This window comes from Microbacterium sp. KSW4-4, from assembly GCF_023091185.1.
In the GTDB taxonomy this organism is placed as follows: domain Bacteria; phylum Actinomycetota; class Actinomycetes; order Actinomycetales; family Microbacteriaceae; genus Microbacterium; species Microbacterium paraoxydans.
The window spans coordinates 1187631-1205172 of sequence record NZ_JAHWXJ010000001.1; the positions used below are offsets into that span (position 1 = coordinate 1187631).

The 17542-nt window shown below is 70.0% G+C and carries 16 protein-coding genes and 1 tRNA gene; 6 read left to right on the top strand and 11 right to left on the bottom strand.

The annotated features are described in order from the left end of the window. Nucleotides 1-54: 54 nt before the first annotated feature. From KZC57_RS05900 to KZC57_RS05940, 9 genes are all read right to left on the bottom strand, one after another. Nucleotides 55-1608, bottom strand: coding sequence for an alpha/beta hydrolase (locus tag KZC57_RS05900; RefSeq protein WP_186326392.1), 1554 nt, complete (start codon nt 1606-1608; stop codon nt 55-57). Then, the gene (locus KZC57_RS05905; protein WP_060922999.1) at nt 1605-2762 is read right to left on the bottom strand and encodes a DNA polymerase III subunit delta'; all 1158 of its coding nucleotides are present in this window, start codon (nt 2760-2762) and stop codon (nt 1605-1607) included. The genes KZC57_RS05900 and KZC57_RS05905 overlap by 4 nt, the downstream gene beginning before the upstream one ends. A gap of 87 nt (nt 2763-2849) precedes the next feature. Beyond that, a complete protein-coding gene (gene tmk, locus KZC57_RS05910; RefSeq protein WP_247641256.1) occupies nt 2850-3479 on the bottom strand; it encodes a dTMP kinase in 630 nt (209 codons plus the stop codon). Next, nucleotides 3476-6352 (bottom strand): type I DNA topoisomerase, encoded by a 2877-nt coding sequence (topA, locus tag KZC57_RS05915; RefSeq protein WP_217584233.1) that lies wholly within the window; start codon nt 6350-6352, stop codon nt 3476-3478. Before topA ends, tmk begins: the two co-directional genes overlap by 4 nt. A 78-nt stretch (nt 6353-6430) precedes the next feature. Beyond that, entirely contained in the window at nt 6431-6763 is a 333-nt protein-coding gene (locus tag KZC57_RS05920; protein WP_306663911.1) for an Rv3654c family TadE-like protein, read from the bottom strand. Continuing rightward, the gene (locus KZC57_RS05925; protein ID WP_231919670.1) at nt 6760-7140 is read right to left on the bottom strand and encodes a TadE family type IV pilus minor pilin; all 381 of its coding nucleotides are present in this window, start codon (nt 7138-7140) and stop codon (nt 6760-6762) included. Before KZC57_RS05925 ends, KZC57_RS05920 begins: the two co-directional genes overlap by 4 nt. Then, complete coding sequence (locus KZC57_RS05930; RefSeq protein ID WP_105950277.1) at nt 7137-7343, bottom strand: DUF4244 domain-containing protein; 207 nt, start codon at nt 7341-7343, stop codon at nt 7137-7139. Before KZC57_RS05930 ends, KZC57_RS05925 begins: the two co-directional genes overlap by 4 nt. A gap of 30 nt (nt 7344-7373) precedes the next feature. After that, a complete protein-coding gene (locus tag KZC57_RS05935) occupies nt 7374-8273 on the bottom strand; it encodes a type II secretion system F family protein (protein WP_247641257.1) in 900 nt (299 codons plus the stop codon). Then, entirely contained in the window at nt 8267-9271 is a 1005-nt protein-coding gene (locus KZC57_RS05940) for a TadA family conjugal transfer-associated ATPase (protein WP_247641258.1), read from the bottom strand. The genes KZC57_RS05935 and KZC57_RS05940 overlap by 7 nt, the downstream gene beginning before the upstream one ends. Before the next feature lie 398 nt (nt 9272-9669). Here KZC57_RS05940 and acs point away from each other — a divergent pair, with 398 nt between their 5' ends. Then, a complete protein-coding gene (gene acs / locus KZC57_RS05945; RefSeq protein WP_247641259.1) occupies nt 9670-11637 on the top strand; it encodes an acetate--CoA ligase in 1968 nt (655 codons plus the stop codon). A 99-nt stretch (nt 11638-11736) separates the two neighbouring features. Here the strand turns inward: acs and KZC57_RS05950 are convergent, their stop codons facing one another. Both KZC57_RS05950 and KZC57_RS05955 read right to left on the bottom strand, forming a co-directional pair. Next, nucleotides 11737-12195 (bottom strand): RidA family protein, encoded by a 459-nt coding sequence (locus KZC57_RS05950; protein ID WP_105950280.1) that lies wholly within the window; start codon nt 12193-12195, stop codon nt 11737-11739. Further along, nucleotides 12192-12416, bottom strand: coding sequence for a hypothetical protein (locus KZC57_RS05955; protein WP_060921874.1), 225 nt, complete (start codon nt 12414-12416; stop codon nt 12192-12194). The genes KZC57_RS05950 and KZC57_RS05955 overlap by 4 nt, the downstream gene beginning before the upstream one ends. 89 nt (nt 12417-12505) lie before the next feature. Between KZC57_RS05955 and KZC57_RS05960 the strand changes: the two genes are divergently transcribed. The 5 genes from KZC57_RS05960 to KZC57_RS05980 all read left to right on the top strand — a co-directional run bounded on the left by KZC57_RS05960 (nt 12506) and on the right by KZC57_RS05980 (nt 17468). Then, nucleotides 12506-15067 carry a transglycosylase domain-containing protein gene (locus KZC57_RS05960; protein WP_247641260.1) on the top strand — a complete coding sequence of 854 codons (2562 nt, stop codon included), beginning with the start codon at nt 12506-12508 and terminating at the stop codon, nt 15065-15067. Continuing rightward, nucleotides 15058-15999, top strand: coding sequence for a metallophosphoesterase (locus tag KZC57_RS05965; RefSeq protein WP_060921876.1), 942 nt, complete (start codon nt 15058-15060; stop codon nt 15997-15999). The genes KZC57_RS05960 and KZC57_RS05965 overlap by 10 nt, the downstream gene beginning before the upstream one ends. Before the next feature lie 83 nt (nt 16000-16082). Continuing rightward, a tRNA-Pro gene (locus KZC57_RS05970) sits at nt 16083-16159 on the top strand. Nucleotides 16160-16227: 68 nt separating this feature from the next. Continuing rightward, nucleotides 16228-16704: a VanZ family protein gene (locus tag KZC57_RS05975; protein WP_247641261.1), complete on the top strand. Its 477-nt coding sequence runs from the start codon at nt 16228-16230 to the stop codon at nt 16702-16704. After that, a complete protein-coding gene (locus tag KZC57_RS05980) occupies nt 16701-17468 on the top strand; it encodes an HAD-IIB family hydrolase (RefSeq protein WP_247641262.1) in 768 nt (255 codons plus the stop codon). Before KZC57_RS05975 ends, KZC57_RS05980 begins: the two co-directional genes overlap by 4 nt. Nucleotides 17469-17542 lie beyond the last annotated feature (74 nt).

Consider the following 17542-nt stretch of genomic DNA (forward strand, 5'->3'; position numbering starts at 1 on the left):
GGCGCGATCACCGATATTACCCTGTCTCGCGCTCACTCGCGAATCGAGGCGCGATCACTCGCAGCGCAGGCCGTCTTCCGGCACCACGCCTTCGAGGAGGAAGGCCTCCACCGCCTCGTCCACGCAGACGTTGCCCTTGTTGTAACCGGTGTGGCCCTCGCCCACGCGGGTGATGAGGACGCCCTCGGAGAGCTGATCGGCGAGCGACTCCGACCACTCGTACGGGGTCGCGGGATCGTTGGTCGTGCCGACGACGACGATGGGCCCCGCGCCTTCCGCGGTGATCTTCTCGCGGGTCCCGGTGGGCGGATACGGCCACACCTCACACGGGTCCGGTCCGGACCAGTACGGGGCGATGGTCGGCGCCCCCTCCGCGATCTTCTTCTCGGTGGCCGCCTCGGCGGCAGGGTCGTCCTCGACCGGGTAGTCCATGCAGTTGTACGCGCGGAACGCCTCGGTCGAGTTGTCGATGTAGGTGCCGTTCTCCCGACCGTTGTAGAAGTCGGCGAGGCGGAAGGCCGTCGACGGGTCGCCCTGTAGCGCCTCGTCCAGGGCCTGGGTGAGGATCTCCCAGCTGTCCTCCGAGTACAGCGCCGCGATGATCGCCGTCATCAGGGCGTCGGCGCCCATGAGGCGGCCGTCCCCGTTCTTCAACGGCGTGCGGTCCGCGCTCGCCAGCAGCGCGCCGAGATCGGCCATCGCCTCATCGACCGTGCCGTTGAAGGGGCACGAGCCGGAGTCGAGGCAGTTCTGCATGTACGCCCGCAGCGCCGACTCGAAGCCGAGTGCCTGCGTGGCACCGACCTCGAGGCCGGGGACGGAGGGATCGATCGCCCCGTCGAGCACGAGCCGCCCGGCCTTCTCCGGGTAGAGCTTGGCGTAGGTCGCGCCCAGGAACGTGCCGTACGAGTACCCGAGGTAGTTGAGCTCCTTGTCGCCCAGGACGGCACGGAGGAGGTCCATGTCGCGGGCGGCGTTCACCGTCGTGATGTACGGGAGGATGCCCCCGCTGTTGGCGTCGCACGCCTCGCCGAAGGCGCGGGCTGAGTCGAGCAGCTCGGCCTCCCACTCCGGGGTGCCCCGCGACGCCGAAGGGATGCCGTAGAGGTACTCGTCCATCTCCTTCGCGTCGTAGCAGGTGACGGCGGTGGAGGCGCCGACCCCGCGCGGGTCGAAGCCGATGACGTCGTAGTTCTCGATGAGCGCCGGACCCACCGCGTAGTCGAGGTTGCTCTGGATGAGGTCGACGCCGCTGGAACCGGGGCCACCGGGGTTCGTGAGCAGCGAGCCGATCGCCTCGCCCTCGGCGCGATGCCGCACGACGGCGAGCTCGATCTCTCCCGCTCCGGGGTCTTCCCAGTCGAGCGGCGCGGTGACGGTCGTGCAGTCGAAGCCTGGCCCGCAGTCGGTCCAGTCCAGCCCCTGGGAGTAGAACGGCAGCAGATCTTCCGCGACACCCTCGGTGTCCGGGGTCTTCTCCACGGCCGGCTTCGAGGACTGCTCCGGGATCATGGCGTAGAGGCATCCGGAGAGCGCGACCGAGGCGGCAGCCAGGCCGGCGACGACGGCCGCGGTGCGACGGAGGCGGGACAGGGATCGAGTCTTCACGGTTTCCTCCCGCTCGTGACCGTCACGAGCAAACTCTCGAGTGCGAGCAGCGGGGCGACGTTGCGCTCCAGCGCCTCACGGGTCTCGGCCAGGTGGTCGAGCACGACGAGCGTACGCTCCACGCTCCAGGCGGCGGCGAGGCCGGCCAGCTCGGGGTGCAGTTCGCGGTTGATGAGGTCGTCGCCGCGACCGTACTGCAGCATCACGACGTCGCGGAAGAGCGACTGCAGGTCGGTGAGGACCCGGTCGATGCCGTCCCGCAGACTCCGCGTCGCCCGCTTCTTCTGGTCGTCCTCCAGCGCGGACACCTGGGCTCGCAGCGCCGGAGGCACCGCCTGCCCCTCGGCGACCCCGACGGTGCGCAGGAGAGCGGCACGTTCCGCTGCGTCCCGCTCGGCGGTGAGCGCCTTGGCGTCCTCCGTCGCCGCCTGGATGATGCGGCCGGCGACCTCGACGGCGTCGTTGACTCCGCGCACCCCGATCACGGCGCGGAGCGTCTCGTCGCGGCGGCGACGTGCGGAATCGTCGGTGGCGAGACGCTGGGCCATGCCGATGTGACGCTGCGCGTGTCGGGCGGCCTGCTCGGCGACCACCTCGTCCACTCCCGTGCGGAGACTGATGAGGCGGGACACGTCCGCCACGTCGGGTTCGCGAAGCCGGAGCGACCGCACGCGCGACCGGATCGTGGGGAGGAGGTCGGCCTCGCTGGGCGCACAGAGGATCCAGACGGTCTGCTCCGGCGGCTCCTCCAGCGCCTTGAGCAGCACGTTCGAGGTGCGCTCCACCATCCGGTCGGCATCTTCGACGACGATGACCCGATAGCGGCCGGCGGACGGGGCGAAGTAGGAGCGCTCGACGAGGGCGCGCGCTTCGGCGATGGTGATGATCACCTTGTCGGTGCGGAGCGCGGTCACGTCGGGGTGGGTACCGGCGAGGACCTGCCGCATCGTGGCCTCGTCGTCCGGCCCCTCGGCGATGAGCGCGGCGGCGAAGGCGTAGGCGAGGGTCGAGCGTCCGGAGCCCGGAGGGCCCGTGATCAGCCAGGCGTGCGAGAGCGCGGCGGGATCGGACGCGGCGGCGCGCAGCGTCTCGACGGCGGCCTCCTGCCCCCAGACGTCGGCCCAGGGAAAAGGCGGGGCGAGGGTCGAGGGCATGCACTCAGCCTAATCGCGACCGCCGACGCTCCCACCACCCGCCGGTGGACCGGGCATCCCGTCGGACGGGGCCTTCTCTGTGGAGGATCAGTCGAACAGTGCGGAGACGCGGGCGCGGATGCGATCAGCGATGTGTTCGGGCGACGCCGCAGCGTCGATCACGAGGAACCGAGCGGGCTCCGCGCGGGCCAGTTCGAGATAGGCGTCCTGCACACGGGCGTGGAAGGCCTCCTTCTCGGCCTCCAGCCGGTCGAACGGCTTGTCGGCCGAGTCGAGGCGCGTGCGCGCCGTGGCCGGATCGAGATCGAGGAGCACGGTGAGGTCCGGAAGAGCCCCTTCCGCGGCCCACAGCGACAGATCGCGGATCTCCGTGGCGTCGAGGACGCGTCCGGCGCCTTGATATGCCACCGAGGAGTCGAGGTAGCGGTCCTGCAGCACGATCTCGCCGCGAGCGAGCGCGGGTCGGACGACCGTGGCGACGTGGTGTGCACGGTCAGCGGCGTAGAGCAGCGCCTCCGCACGCGGGGCGATGTCGCCGCGATGGTGGAGCACGATGTCGCGGATGAGCTGCCCGACCTCGGAACCACCCGGCTCCCGGGTGCGCACGACCGTCCGACCGCTCTGCTCCAGCCACGTGGCCAGGAGATTCGACTGGGTGGTCTTCCCGGACCCGTCCCCGCCCTCCAGCGTGATCCAGAGGCCCGGGCCTGCGGTCACGAGTCCGCCTTCTCTGCGGCCTTCGCCGCCGCGTTCGCGGCCCGGGTCGCCGCCGCCTTCTTGGCCGCCGCCGAGCGGGCCGCCGAGGTGGTCGACGTCTTCGCCGCCGTGGACTTCTTCGCGGTGGAGGCCTTCGCCGGGGCCTTCTTCGCCGGTGCCTTCTTGGCGGGAGCCTTCTTGGCGGGAGCCTTCTTCGCCGCTCCGCGCTTGGGCGCCGGACCCTTCGCGCGCTTGTCCGCGAGCATCTGCACGGCGATCTCGAACGTGATGTCGTCCGGGGTCTGTCCGCGCGGGATGGTGACGTTCGTCTCGCCGTCGGTGACGTACGGTCCGAAGCGGCCGTCGCGCACGCGGATGGGCTTACCGCTCACCGGGTCGGCCTCGAACTCGGCCAGCGCGCTCGACGCCCGCCGGGCGCCGTACTTGGGCTGCTGGTAGATCTCCAGCGCCTGTTCCAGCGTGACGTCGAAGATCTGCGACTCGCTCTCCAGCGACCGGGAGTCGGCGCCCTTCTTCAGGTAGGGACCGAAGCGGCCGTTCTGCGCGGTGATCTCGTCCCCCGTCTCCGGGTCGACGCCGACCACGCGCGGCAGGCTCAGCAGCTGCAGCGCGGTGTCGAGATCGATCGTGTCCACCGACATCGAGCGGAACAGCGAGGCGGTGCGGGGCTTGGGCGCCGCTTCCTTCTTCGCGCCGCGCTTCCCCTTCGCGCTGGGTGCCTGAGCCTGCCGAAGGTCGACGACCTCACCGGTGGCCTCGTCGACGGCGGCATCGTCGGAGACCGGATCGTTCTCCTGCACGTAGGGACCGAAGCGTCCGTCCTTGACGACGACGACCTTGCCGTTCTCCGGGTTCACCCCGAGGACGCGGTCGCCGGCGACCGGCGCATCGATCAACTCCTGGGCCTTCTCCGCCGTGAGTTCGTCAGGCGCGAGATCTTCGGGGACGTTGACGATCCGCGGCTTGGCCTCCGGATCCTTCGGGTCCGTCACCTCGAGGTAGGGGCCGTACTTGCCGAACCGGAGGGTCGCGGTGTCGGTGATCCGCGTCGAGTTCAGCGCCCGGGCGTCGATCTCCCCGAGGTTGTCGACGACCTGGCGAAGACCCACGTGCGAGTCTGAGCCGAAGTAGAACGACTTCAGCCATTCCACGCGGTTCTGCTCGCCGCGTGCGATGGTGTCGAGGTCGTCCTCGAGCGCCGCGGTGAAGTCGTAGTCGACGAGCTCGGCGAAGTGCTCTTCGAGCAGACGCACCACGCTGAACGCGAGCCACGTCGGAACGAGGGCCTGTCCGCGCTTGACCGCATACCCGCGATCGAGGATGGTCTCCGGGATCGTGGCGAAGGTCGACGGACGGCCGATGCCCTTCTCCTCGAGCACCTTCACCAGCGAGGCCTCGGTGTAGCGCGGCTTCGGCGTGGTGCGGTGCCCCTTCGCCTCCGCGGCGGACACCGCCAGCTCATCGCCGACGGAGACTGCGGGCAGGGACTGGTTCTCCGCGGCGTCGGCATCGCTGCGCTTCTCGTCGCGGCCCTCTTCGTAGGCCTCGAGGAAGCCCTTGAACGTGTAGACCGTGCCCGAAGCGGTGAACTCCGCCGTCTGGCCGTCCGCCTCGACCGCGATGGTGACGGTCGTCGTCTCGTACTTGGCGTCCGACATCTGGCTCGCGACGGTGCGCTTCCAGATCAGGTCGTACAGCCGCTGCTCCTCGCGGTCGAGCTCGCCGGACAGCGAGGACGGCGTGCGGAAGTTCTCCCCCGAGGGGCGGATCGCCTCGTGCGCCTCCTGCGCGTTCTTGCTCTTCGACTTGTAGACGCGCGGCTTGAGGGGCACCGCGTTGTCGCCGTAGAGAGCCACGGCCTGACTCCGGGCCGCCTGCACCGCCTGGGTGCTCAGCGCCGTGGAGTCGGTACGCATATAGGTGATGTACCCCTTCTCGTAGAGGCGCTGGGCGACGCTCATCGCCTGCTTCGCGCTCATCGAGAGTTTGCGGCCCGCCTCCTGCTGCATGGTGGAGGTCGTGAAGGGCGCGTAGGGGCTGCGGGTTCCCGGCTTGGCCTCGACCTTGGTGACGGTTCCCGCCCCTGCGGCGTCGACGGCGCGCGCAAGGGCTGCCGCCTTCGCCTCGTCGAGGACCACGACCGCCTTCTTGAGCTTCCCGGTGTCGTCGAAGTCGGAGCCTCGGGCGAGCTGGCCGCCGTCCACGCGCACCAGGCGGATGCGGAAGGACGTGCCGGTCGCGGCCGCGTCGGCATCGACGTCCCAGTACTCCGCAGAGACGAACGCCATGCGCTCACGCTCGCGGTCGACGATCAGGCGGGTCGCGGCGGACTGCACCCGGCCGGCCGAGATCCCGGTCTTGACCTTGTACCAGAGCACGGGCGAGACATCCCACCCGTAGAGGCGGTCGAGGATGCGCCGGGTCTCCTGCGCGTCGACGAGGGCGTGGTCGAGTTCACGGGTGTTGCCGACGGCGGCCTGGATCGCGTCCTTGGTGATCTCGTGGAAGACCATGCGCTTGACCGGCACCTTGGGCTTGAGCGTCTCCAGCAGGTGCCAGGCGATCGCCTCGCCCTCGCGGTCCTCATCAGTGGCGAGCAGGACCTCATCGGCGTGCTTGAGCGCGCGCTTGAGCTCGGCGACCGTCTTGGTCTTGCGGTCCGAGACCACGTAGTAGGGGTCGAAACCGTTGTCGATGTCGATGGAGTACTTGCCGTACGCCTTCTTGTCCTCGGCCGGGATGTCCTTCTTGTCGGCGAGATCGCGAATGTGCCCGACGGAGCTGAGCACCTCGTAGCCGTCGCCGAGGTATCCCTGAATAGACCGCATCTTCGTCGGGGACTCGACGATGACGAGCTTCTTGCCTTCAGCCAAGGGGCGTCCTTTCTTCGAAGCACACCATACACACCGCTATCAGGGGTCGTTCACAGCGGGCGAGGGGTAGAGCCGCCGTCATGGTTCCTCGGGTGGCCCGGCACGAGCGCGGGAGACGGCAGCGAGTCCAGCGTACGCCGCCTCCACGGACACGGTCGCCACATACCCTTCCAGCGAACAGCTCATCAGGGCCGCCCCGCCCGCCGCGGCGACCCTGGCGGCCAACGCACAAGGCTCGTCGGCCGTCGGCACCGCGCCGCTCGCGGCGTCCGCGGCGGCGAGCGCGGCGGCGTCGGCGGCGCCCGCCGCACGCTGTGCTGTGACCGCCGCACCGCCCACCGCCGCAAGACCGACGGACAGCGTGGCGCTCACCACGAGGAGCGCGGCCGCCAGCGCCGAACCGGCCATCATCGGCCCCCGTCCAGCGCACAGCTCGAGGCGCGCAGCGGGACGCTGATGACCGCTCCGAGGGAGACCCGGAGCGTCGCCGTGGCGCACACGAGGTCGCCCGCAGGGGCGAACGCGGCACCGGCGCCCGGGATCGCCTCGTGGACGACCCGGGCTGCCGCCGCCGGGTCCTCGCCGCGGCCGAGCAGCCGCGCGGCGTCGGCGGCCGCATCCTGCAGCGCGACCTGCCTCGACGCCGCCACGAGAGCACCCGCCCCGAGCAGCAGCACCAGCACGATGGCCGGCAGCGCCAGGGCGAGCTCCGCCGCGACGGCGCCACGGTCGCCCCGCCACCGCCGGTGTGCCGGGGTCGCATCGGCATCGGGTACGCCGCCCGTCATGAGACGGTCAGAGCTCGACGGACGAGGCCGGTGAGGATTCCCCGCACCTCGTCCGAGCGCATGATCGCCACGAGCAGACCGGCGAAGGCGACCGCGGCCATGGTGGTGATGGCGTACTCAGCGGTCGCTGCGCCGGTGTCGTCTCCGAAGAGAGCCCGGGCGCGGCGCCGGTCCAGGGTGGGCAGGGTGTCGTTCATCTTCATACCTCTTTTCTTTGGGTGATCACGGAAGGGTCAAGTCGGCAGGGGCGTGGAGGCGAGCACACTGAGCAGGAGGGGCGCCACACCGAGCAGGAGGAACGCAGGCAGCGTGCAGACGCCGAGCGGAAGCAGCAGCCGCGTGGAGAGGCGCGCGGCGCGAAGACGCCCCTGGACCCTCGCACGATGCCGGTCCTGTGCCGCCGCCGCGCGCAGCAGCTCCACGGCGGGGACGCCGGCTGCACGGGAGAGCTCGAGCACCTGGCCGACGCGGTCGCGCTCGGCGGGATCGACGACTCCGGTCTCGGTGACGAGCGCGACGGCGCGGTCGATCGGTGCACCACCCGTGAGCGCGACCGCGACGAGCTCCGCCGTCATGCCCGGCGTCCCCGACTCGGGACGCGCACGGCGCAGTAGTCGTCTCGTCCACAGTCGGGCGATCACGACCAGCAGGAGGCCGGCGACGACGCACGCACCCCCGAGGGGGTTACCGATGATCGCGCCCAGGGTGTCGAAGCCCAGCGCCACGCCGAGCAGCAGGCCGGCCAGCGGCATCCAGAGCAGCAGTCGCGCCGTACCCGCCGGCTCGGCCAGGGCCACCTGGACGTCGTCCGCCGCCGACGCGGCATCGCGCAGCGCCTCGGCGATGGTGCGGAGCACGTCGGCCAGCGGCGCTCCCACCGTCGTGGCGACCTCCCACGCCGCCGCCAGCTCCGTCCACATGCCACCCTGCGCCTCGATCGCCGCGACCAGGGGCACCCCCTCATCCGTTCGTTCCAGCACCGCCGTCGCGGACGGGTCTCCTGTGCCCGCGAGATGCCGCCAGGCGACGAGGGGGATCGCCCCGGCCTGCAGGAGCACCGCGAGCGTCTGGACGGAATCGGCGACATGCGGACCGGCCGCCGACGCCGGACGCGGCACACGGAGCGTCACCACGGCTCGACCTCCTCGATCGCCAGACGGTCGCCTGCGAGCACGAGACGACCGGCCTTCGCGATGCGTCGCGCCCCGGCCGGGGTGCGCTCCAGGTGCAGCACGATGGTGAAGGCGCTCACCGCCTGACGCGCGAGGGCCACCGCATCCATGCCGGCGAGCGCGCCCAGAGCCTCCAAGCGCGCGGGCACGTCCGCCAGACCGCTGGCGTGCAGGGTGCCCGCACCGCCGTCGTGCCCGGTGTTGAGCGCGGTGAGCAGCTCGCGCACCTCCTCCCCTCGGCACTCGCCCACCACCAGACGGTCGGGCCGCATGCGCAGGGACTCCCGCACCAATCGCGCCAGATCGATCTCCCCGGCGCCTTCGAGATTGGCCTGGCGAGCCTCCAGAGCCACATGGTGCGGGTGCCGGGGCCTCAGCTCCGCGACGTCTTCGATGGTGACGATGCGCTCATCGGGCGCGACCTCCGACAGCAGAGCCGACAGCAGCGTCGTCTTGCCGGAGCCCGTTCCCCCGGTGAGCAGGAGGTTCGCCCGGTCGCGGACGAGCGCGCCGAGCCAGCGCCTCTGCCGCGCATCGAAGGCCCCGCGCGCCGCGAGCGCATCGAGGTCGGCCGCGTGTACGCGAGGGACGCGGATCGACACGGCTGTGCCCAATGCCGACACCGGAGCCAAGGCGGCGTGCACCCTGACGCCGGAGCCGAGCCGCACATCGACGCACGGCGTCTGATCGTCGAGGTGTCGCCCTCCGATCGCGACGAGCGCCACGGCGAGCTCGCGGACCTCGCGTTCCGTGGCCCGCCAGTCCGGCACGCGTTCCGCCCCGCTCCCTCTATCCACGAACAGCGCGTCCGCGCCGTTCAGGAACACGTCCGTCACCTCGTCGTCGACGAACGGCGCGAGCGGGGCGAACGCCGGCTCACTCCGGAGCGCCTCCTGCGGAGCGCGCGATGCGGCACGAGTCCCGGAAGGGCGAGGGCGGATGACGAATCGATCAGGCATACGGCGAAGGTAGGCCGCGGCTGTGTGCGTCGACCGCGCGGGGCACATGTTCCGTCGGACCCTGTGCACAACCAGACGCCACCCGCGGCGGTGCAGGAGCCGACCGCGGCGGACGAGGAGGCGAGAGCGCTCCCATGAGAAAGGGCGGCACCTCACGGGGGGAATGAGATGCCGCCCACGGCGGCTCTCGATCGGGGGAATCGGGCACGCCAAGGCCGGAATGAGATTTCGGCTGTCGTCGAGTGTACGCAAGGCGACCGTCCTGACAAAACCCACTCGACTACCGACTTTCGGCAGTATTCGAGGGTCAGGGGCGGGGATAGATTCACCCTGACCTGGTCGCACTCCCCCTGCGGCCATGCCTGCACGACCCGAACGCCGCAAAGGAGCGCCTGCCGATGAGCAGTCAGATCGATCACCTTCTCGACGAGACCCGGCGCTTCGCGCCGTCGGAGGAGTTCGCCGCCCAATCCGTCGCCTCGCAGGAGCTCTACGAGCGCGCCGCCGCGGACCGCGAGGGCTTCTGGGCCGACCAGTCGCGCGAGCTCGTCCACTGGCACAAGCCCTTCACGCAGGTCCTCGACTGGAGCAATCCGCCCTTCGCCAAGTGGTTCGACGACGGAGAGCTCAACGTGGCGTACAACTGCCTCGACCGGCACGTCGAGGCCGGCAACGGCGACCGCGTCGCACTCTTCTGGGAGGGTGAGCCCGGCGACAGCCGCCGCATCACCTATGCCGAGCTGACGGACGAGGTCAAGCGCGTCGCGAACGTGCTCGACGAGCTCGGCATCGGTCAGGGCGACCGCGTCGCGATCTACCTGCCGATGATCCCCGAGGCGATCGCCGCGATGCTCGCCGTGGCGCGCGTCGGCGCCATCCACTCGGTCGTCTTCGGTGGTTTCAGCGCGGACAGCCTCCGCTCCCGGATCGACGACGCCGGCGCCAAGCTCGTGATCACGGCGGACGGCGGGTACCGCAAGGGCCGCGTCTCCCCCCTGAAGCCGGCCGTCGACCAGGCGCTGGCCGACCGCGGCGAGGGCGAGCAGCAGACCGTCGAGCACGTGCTCGTCGTCAAGCGCGGCGAGAACGAGGTGGAGTGGACCGAGGGCCGCGACCTCTGGTGGCACGACGTCGTCCCCGCCGCCTCCGCCGACCACACCGCCCAGGCGTTCCCCGCCGAGAACCCGCTCTTCATCCTCTACACCTCGGGCACGACGGGGAAGCCGAAGGGCATCCTGCACACCTCCGGCGGCTACCTCACCCAGGCGGCCTACTCGCACAAGAACGTCTTCGACCTGAAGCCGGAGACCGACGTCTACTGGTGCACCGCCGACATCGGCTGGATCACCGGACACAGCTACGTCACCTACGGTCCCCTCGCGAACGGCGCGACCCAGGTGCTCTACGAGGGCACCCCGGACACCCCGCACCCCGGACGCTGGTGGGAGCTCATCGAGAAGTACAAGGTCTCGATCTTCTACACGGCGCCGACCGCGATCCGCTCCTTCATGAAGATCGGTCGCAGCGTTCCCCAGAAGTTCGACCTGTCCTCGCTCCGCGTGCTCGGCTCGGTGGGCGAGCCCATCAACCCTGAGGCCTGGATGTGGTACCGCGAGGTCATCGGCGCCGGCTCGACGCCGATCGTCGACACGTGGTGGCAGACCGAGACCGGCGCGATCATGGTGTCGGCGCTCCCCGGGATCACCGCCACGAAGCCCGGCTCGGCGCAGGTGCCCCTGCCCGGCATCTCGATCGATGTGGTCGATGAACAGGGCGTCGAGGTCGGCAACGGCAACGGCGGCCTCCTCGTGATCACCGAACCCTGGCCGAGCATGCTGCGTGGCATCTGGGGCGACCCGGAGCGTTTCCGCGAGACGTACTGGGAGAAGTTCGAGAAGCAGGGCTACTACTTCGCCGGCGACGGCGCCCGCCTCGACGAGGACGGCGACCTCTGGCTGCTCGGCCGGGTCGACGACGTGATGAACGTCTCCGGCCACCGGCTGTCGACCGCGGAGATCGAGTCTTCGCTCGTCGCGCACGAGGCCACGGCCGAAGCCGCCGTCGTCGGCGCCTCGGACGAGACCACGGGTCAGGCGGTCGTCGCGTTCGTGATCATCAAGGAGAGCTACCTCTCGGCGCACGACCCGGCGGGACTCGCCCAGCAGCTGCGGCTCTGGGTGGGCGAGCAGATCGGCGCGATCGCCCGTCCGCGCGACGTCTACATCGTCGGGGAGCTGCCGAAGACCCGTTCCGGCAAGATCATGCGGCGTCTGCTCCGCGACGTGGCCGAGGGTCGCGAGGTCGGCGACACGACGACGCTCGCCGACACCGCCGTGATGAGCATCATCTCCGCCCAGGTCAAGTAACGCGAGACCCCGGGTTCACGTCGAGACCCCCTGCTGCAGGCGTCTGCAACAGGGGGTCTCGGCGCGTACCCGGGGTCTCGGCGAGCCGGGGCACGGGAACTATGCGAGGCGGAACGTAACCTCGACCTCGACGGGGCTGCCGAGCGGGAGCTCCGCGACGCCGACCGCGGCGCGGGCGTGCCGGCCCTCCTCGCCGAAGATCTCGCCGAGCACCTCGCTCGCGCCGTTGATGACGGCGGGCTGTCCGGTGAAGCCCTCCGCCGAGCCGACGAACCCGCCGACGCGGACCACACCGGCGATCCGATCGACACCGCCTGCGACATCGGCAGCCGCAGCGAGCGCGTTCAGGGCGCAGGTCCGGGCGAACGCCTTGGCGTCCTCCGCAGAGACCTCCGCACCGACCTTGCCGGTCGCCGGGAGGGCGCCGTCGACGAACGGGAGCTGGCCAGACGTGTAGACGAGGCCACCGTGCACGACGGCCGGCACGTAGGCGGCGACCGGAGCGGCGACGGCGGGCAGCTCGATGCCGAGCTCGGAGAGTCGGGCGGCGACGCTCATGCCTGGCCCCCTTCAAACTGGCGGGAGGCTTCGGCGGCGGCGGCGAGACCGGCGTTGGCCGAGCCGTCCGTGGTCACCGGGCGCTTGAAGTAGGCGACCAGACCGCCTTCGGGGCCCTGCACCACCTGCACGAGCTCCCAGCCCTGCTTGCCCCAGTTGTTGAGGATGGCCGCGGTGTTGTGGATCAGCAGCGGCGTGGTGAGGTACTCCCACGTGGTCATGGCACTCCTGTCGATCAGGGCGCGTCCAGGGCAGACCGGGCCGCGCTCGTCAAAGCGGGTATTCAGGGAACTCCCCTACGATCAAGCGTATGCCCCAAAAGAACCGCACGGTGAAGGGCGTGCTCGGCGGTCTCGTCGGGCTCGTCGGATTGAGCGCCATCGCCGGTCTGCTGGTCACCGCCAGCGTCACCCCCGTCCTCGCGATGACCGGCGTCGCCGGCTCCACGGCGCTGACCATCTTCGATGAGCTGCCCGAGGTCCTCAAGGTCGACACCCCGATGGAGCAGTCGACCATCTACGCGACCAACCCCGAGGGCAAGCCGGTCGTGCTGGCGTCGTTCTACGAGCAGAACCGGGTCCCGGTTACCTACGAGCAGGTCGCCCCCGTCCTCTACGACGCGATCCTCTCCAGTGAGGACAAGAACTTCTACACCCACGGCGGCGTCAACCTCGGCGCGACCGTGAAGGCCCTCGTCGACAACGTGCGGGGCACGTCCAGCCGCGGCGCTTCGACGATCAGCCAGCAGTTCGTGAAGAACGTCCGCATCCAGCAGTGCGAGCAGAACGTCAACACGGCCTCCGAGACCTACGCGGACGAGCTGCAGCAGTGCTGGCAGGACGCCACCAACGCCTCCGGCGTCGACGGCATCGAGCGCAAGCTCCAGGAGATGCGCTACGCCATCCAGATCGAGAAGGACTACTCGAAGAACGACATCCTCCTCGGATACCTCAACATCGCGAACTTCGGCGGCACGGTCTACGGCATCGAGGCCGCCGCGCGGTACTACTTCTCCACGACCGCCGCGAAGCTCACCGTCGGCCAGGCGGCGACGCTCGCCGGCATCGTGCAGAACCCGAACACGTACCGCATCGACAAGCCCGGCGGCACCTACACGACCGACGACGGCGTCGCGCACAACTCCGCCGAGGACGGGTACAAGGACGCCAAGGACCGCCGCGACTACGTTCTCGGCCGTATGCTCACGGACGGCAAGATCACCCAGGCGCAGCACGACGAGGCGAAGGCCGCCGCGATCACTCCCGCCATCAAGGTCCCGACCCAGGGCTGTGCCGCCGCCGGACGCAACGCCTACTTCTGCCAGTACGTGAAGTCGATCGTCGAGAACGACGAGGCGTTCGGTGCGGACATCCAGGAGCGTCGCGACCTGCTGCGCCGCGGTGGTCTGAAGATCTACACCACCCTCGACTTCCGCGTGCAGGACCCGGCGGCCGAGGAGATGGCCAACGTCGTCCCGGCGAACTTCGACAACAAGTACTTCGGTGCTGCCGGCGTCTCGATCGAGGTCGGCACGGGCCGCATCCTCTCGATCACGCAGAACACGAAGTTCTCGGAGACTCCGACCAGCGACCAGCAGTACTCATCGCTCGTCTTCGCGGGCGACCAGAAGTACGGCAACTCCGGCGGATTCCAGGTGGGCTCGACCTACAAGCTCTTCACCCTCATCGACTGGCTCGAGAAGGGCCACTCCGTGCGGGAGTCCTTGAACGGTGCGGTGCAGACCAACCTGCAGATCCCCGTCTGCGGCAGCCCGCAGACGACCGACACGGCGAAGATCGGCAACTTCAACCGCGTTCGCGGATTCACGGGGACGCCGATGGCCTTCACGGCGCAGTCCCTCAACAGCGGGTTCTTCGCGATGGCCGCCAAGCTCGACGTCTGCGACATCAACAAGGTCGCCGACAAGATGGGCGTCACCCTGGCCAGCGGCGAGAAGGTCACGGAGGAGAACGTCCCCTACGACGTCCTCGGACCGAAGAACATCTCCCCCATCGCGATGGCCAATGCCTACGCGACGGTCGCCAGCGGCGGCACGTACTGCACACCGCGCGCGATCGACAAGGTGATCGACGCCGAAGGCAAGGAGCGTCCGCTCCCCAAGGCCTCCTGCACCGAGGGCGTGCTCTCGAAGGAGGTCGCGGCGACCGCGGCCTATGCACTGCAGGGCGTCATGGCCGGCGGTGGCACCGGCGCGCGAGCCAACCCCTTCGACGGCACCCCGCTGATCGGCAAGACCGGTACGCACGACCTGTGGTCGACCATGATGATCGAGTCCAGCACCAAGGTCGCGACCGCGGTCTGGGCCGGCCGCTCGAACGGCAACCACGACAACGTGTTCAACGTCTGGACCGGCAGCCACCTCCTCAACGAGGTGCGGTACCCGCTGGCCCGCGCCGCGCAGCACGCCGCGAACCAGGCCTACGGTGGCGATCGGTTCCCGGAGCCGGACGGCAACCTCATCCGACAGATCCGTGTCGACGTGCCGGATGTCGTCGGGCAGACCGTCGAGGAAGCGACTGCGACCCTCGAGCGCGCCGGTTTCCAGGTCTCCGTGGGCGATCCGGTGGACAGCGACAAGGCGACGAACATCGTCGTCGAACAGAGCCCGTCCGGTCAGGCCGCTGCCGGGGCCACCATCACGATCTCGCCCAGCAACGGCAACGGCGCGACCGTCCCCGATGTGACAGGGCAGAGTCCGACCGAGGCCAACGCCGCGCTCGTCGCCGCCGGCTTCACGACGGTCGAACGAGAAGGCTCCTGTAACGCGGAAGACGCGACGGTGACGGCGACGACCCCGGCCGCGAACTCTGCGGCGACGAAGGCCACGCCGATCCGAGTGTCGTGCAAGTAGGCACGTCCCGCGCGGCGCACCCGGCCCTCATCGCGCTCGGCGCGGTGGGGGCCGTCGGTGCAGCCACCGCGATCTGGGGTATCGGCATCGAGCGGTACCTGTTCACGGTGCGGGAGGTCTCGGCGGAGGCGCTTCCGGCGGGCGCGGCACCGCTGCGCATCCTGCACCTCTCCGACGCGCATATGGCGCCCTGGCAGCACCGGAAGCAGGACTGGCTCGCGTCCCTGGCCGATCTGAAGCCCGACCTCATCGTCAACACGGGCGACAACCTCGGGCACGAGGAGGGCTTGCAGGGTATCCGCCGAGCGTTCGCCCCCTTCGCCGGAGTTCCCGGGGTGTTCGTGCACGGCTCCAACGACGTCAACGGCCCCTCCCCCCGGAATCCGCTGCGGTATTTCGCCGGACCATCGCAGAAGCACCGCGAGCCCACTCTGCTCGACACCGCCGCGATGGACCGCTACTTCACGGACGAGCTGGGCTGGGCCGACCTGAACAACACCGCGACGCGACTCACGGTGCGCGGCGAGGCGGTCGACCTGTTCGGCGTCGACGACGCCCATCGCGACTGGGAGCGCCTCGACGTGCTGCCCGCGGCGCTCGAACAACTCGGGTCGCGGTCGGACGCCACTCCCGTGCTCGGCGTCACGCATGCGCCGTATCAACGCGTGCTCAACGGCTTCGTCGACCTCGGCGCGGACGCCATCCTCGGCGGCCACACTCACGGCGGACAGGTCTGTCTCCCCGGTTTCGGCGCCATCGTGGCCAACTGCGACATCCCCCTGAAGCAGGCCAAGGGACTCAGTACCTGGACGCATGGCGACCGTTCGGTGCCTCTGAACGTCAGCGCAGGCTGCGGGCACTCCATCTACGCGCCCGTCCGCTTCGCGTGCCGCCCCGAGGCGACACTGCTCACGCTGACCCCCCACGCTTGACCCCGCGAACGGTTCCGCCACGCGGGTGGAGTGCTCGATTCGGTGCTGGAGGCATTTCGCTGTAGACTCGGAGGGTTGCAAAACGGGGTGTGGCGCAGCTTGGTAGCGCGCTTCGTTCGGGACGAAGAGGTCGCAGGTTCAAATCCTGTCACCCCGACCAGTGACACGAGAAGGCCGCCCGCAGGGGCGGCCTTCTCTGTATCGGGATGTCGTGCGAGAGGGGAACGCATGGGGAGGCTCCTGCCACCGCCGCGGCGTTCGACGCGCGTGTGGGCCGTCGCCCTCGGGCTCCCCTTCCTCCTCGGCGTCGCCCTCCTCACGCTCACGCCCGCGCGCGTGGAGCAGACGATGCCCAACCTGCTCGACCTCCTCCTTCGCGCGATTCAGCGGCTCGGCTGGACGAGCCTGGACTTCACGCGACTCGAGGTTCTGGCGAACGTCGCCGTCTTCATCCCGGTCGGGGTGCTCGCGTTCCTGCTCGTGCCCCGGCGCGCGTGGCTGCTATCACTGCTCGTGGGTCCGGCCCTTTCGCTGGGGATCGAGACGGCGCAGTACCTGGCCCTCCCCCACCGCGCCGCGACCGTGAGCGACGTGCTGGCCAACGCCACCGGGGCGAGCATCGGCGTCGTCCTCGCGATATTCTGCACGCTGCTCGCCGCCACACCGTCCTCCCGGCCGCGAACACCTACAGTGGAGGCATCATGACATCGCCCTCTCTCATCGCCTTCGACCTCGATGACACCCTTGCCCCTTCCAAGGGCACGATCGACCCGCAGATCGCCGCGCTCCTGGGTGAGCTGCTGCGTTCCGTCGATGTCGCGATCATCTCCGGGGGCAACGAGCCGCAGTTCCGCACGCAGGTGGTGGCGCAGCTCGCCGACGCCGACCCGGCGGCCCTCGCCCGACTGCATCTGCTCCCGACGTGCGGCACGCGATACCTGCGGCATGACGGCAGCGATTTCGTCGCGGTGTACGCCCATGACCTGAGCGACGAGGAGAAGACCGCCGCCCTCACCGCGCTGCGCGAGGAGGCGGAGCGTCTCGGGCTCTGGGAGGCCGAGCCCTGGGGCGAGATCCTCGAGGACCGCGGCTCGCAGATCACGTTCTCCGCGCTCGGCCAGCAGGCCCCACGCGACGCGAAGCATGCGTGGGATCCGACGGGTTCGAAGCGCGGCGCGCTGCGCGATGCCGTCGCCGCGCGGCTCCCGGGCCTCGAGGTGCGCTCGGGCGGCTCGACCTCGATCGACATCACCCGCGCCGGGATCGACAAGGCGTTCGGCATGCAGCAGCTCGCCACCCACACCGGCATCGATCTGACCGCGATGCTGTTCTACGGCGACCGTCTCGACGAGGGCGGCAACGACTACCCCGTCCTGGCCCTGGGTGTGCCGTCGGTGGCCGTCGAGGGTTGGGAGGACACGGCCGCGCGTCTGCGGGAGCTGCTGCCGACCCTCTCCACCCGGGTCTGACGGGCACAGCCGCACGACCTCGGCCCGCCTGCACGACGGGAGGACCGAATCCGTCGTGCAGGCGTCGTCTGGTC

Excerpts from the sequence above, each read along its gene's own strand:
- KZC57_RS05930 (WP_105950277.1), bottom strand. The coding sequence starts at position 7,343 with ATGAAGATGAACGACACCCTGCCCACCCTGGACCGGCGCCGCGCCCGG.
- acs (WP_247641259.1), top strand. The coding sequence starts at position 9,670 with ATGAGCAGTCAGATCGATCACCTTCTCGACGAGACCCGGCGCTTCGCG.
- KZC57_RS05940 (WP_247641258.1), bottom strand. The coding sequence starts at position 9,271 with ATGCCTGATCGATTCGTCATCCGCCCTCGCCCTTCCGGGACTCGTGCC.
- KZC57_RS05950 (WP_105950280.1), bottom strand. The coding sequence starts at position 12,195 with ATGAGCGTCGCCGCCCGACTCTCCGAGCTCGGCATCGAGCTGCCCGCC.
- KZC57_RS05955 (WP_060921874.1), bottom strand. The coding sequence starts at position 12,416 with ATGACCACGTGGGAGTACCTCACCACGCCGCTGCTGATCCACAACACC.
- KZC57_RS05920 (WP_306663911.1), bottom strand. The coding sequence starts at position 6,763 with ATGATGGCCGGTTCGGCGCTGGCGGCCGCGCTCCTCGTGGTGAGCGCC.
- KZC57_RS05925 (WP_231919670.1), bottom strand. The coding sequence starts at position 7,140 with ATGACGGGCGGCGTACCCGATGCCGATGCGACCCCGGCACACCGGCGG.
- KZC57_RS05980 (WP_247641262.1), top strand. The coding sequence starts at position 16,701 with ATGACATCGCCCTCTCTCATCGCCTTCGACCTCGATGACACCCTTGCC.
- KZC57_RS05960 (WP_247641260.1), top strand. The coding sequence starts at position 12,506 with ATGCCCCAAAAGAACCGCACGGTGAAGGGCGTGCTCGGCGGTCTCGTC.
- KZC57_RS05975 (WP_247641261.1), top strand. The coding sequence starts at position 16,228 with ATGGGGAGGCTCCTGCCACCGCCGCGGCGTTCGACGCGCGTGTGGGCC.
- KZC57_RS05905 (WP_060922999.1), bottom strand. The coding sequence starts at position 2,762 with ATGCCCTCGACCCTCGCCCCGCCTTTTCCCTGGGCCGACGTCTGGGGG.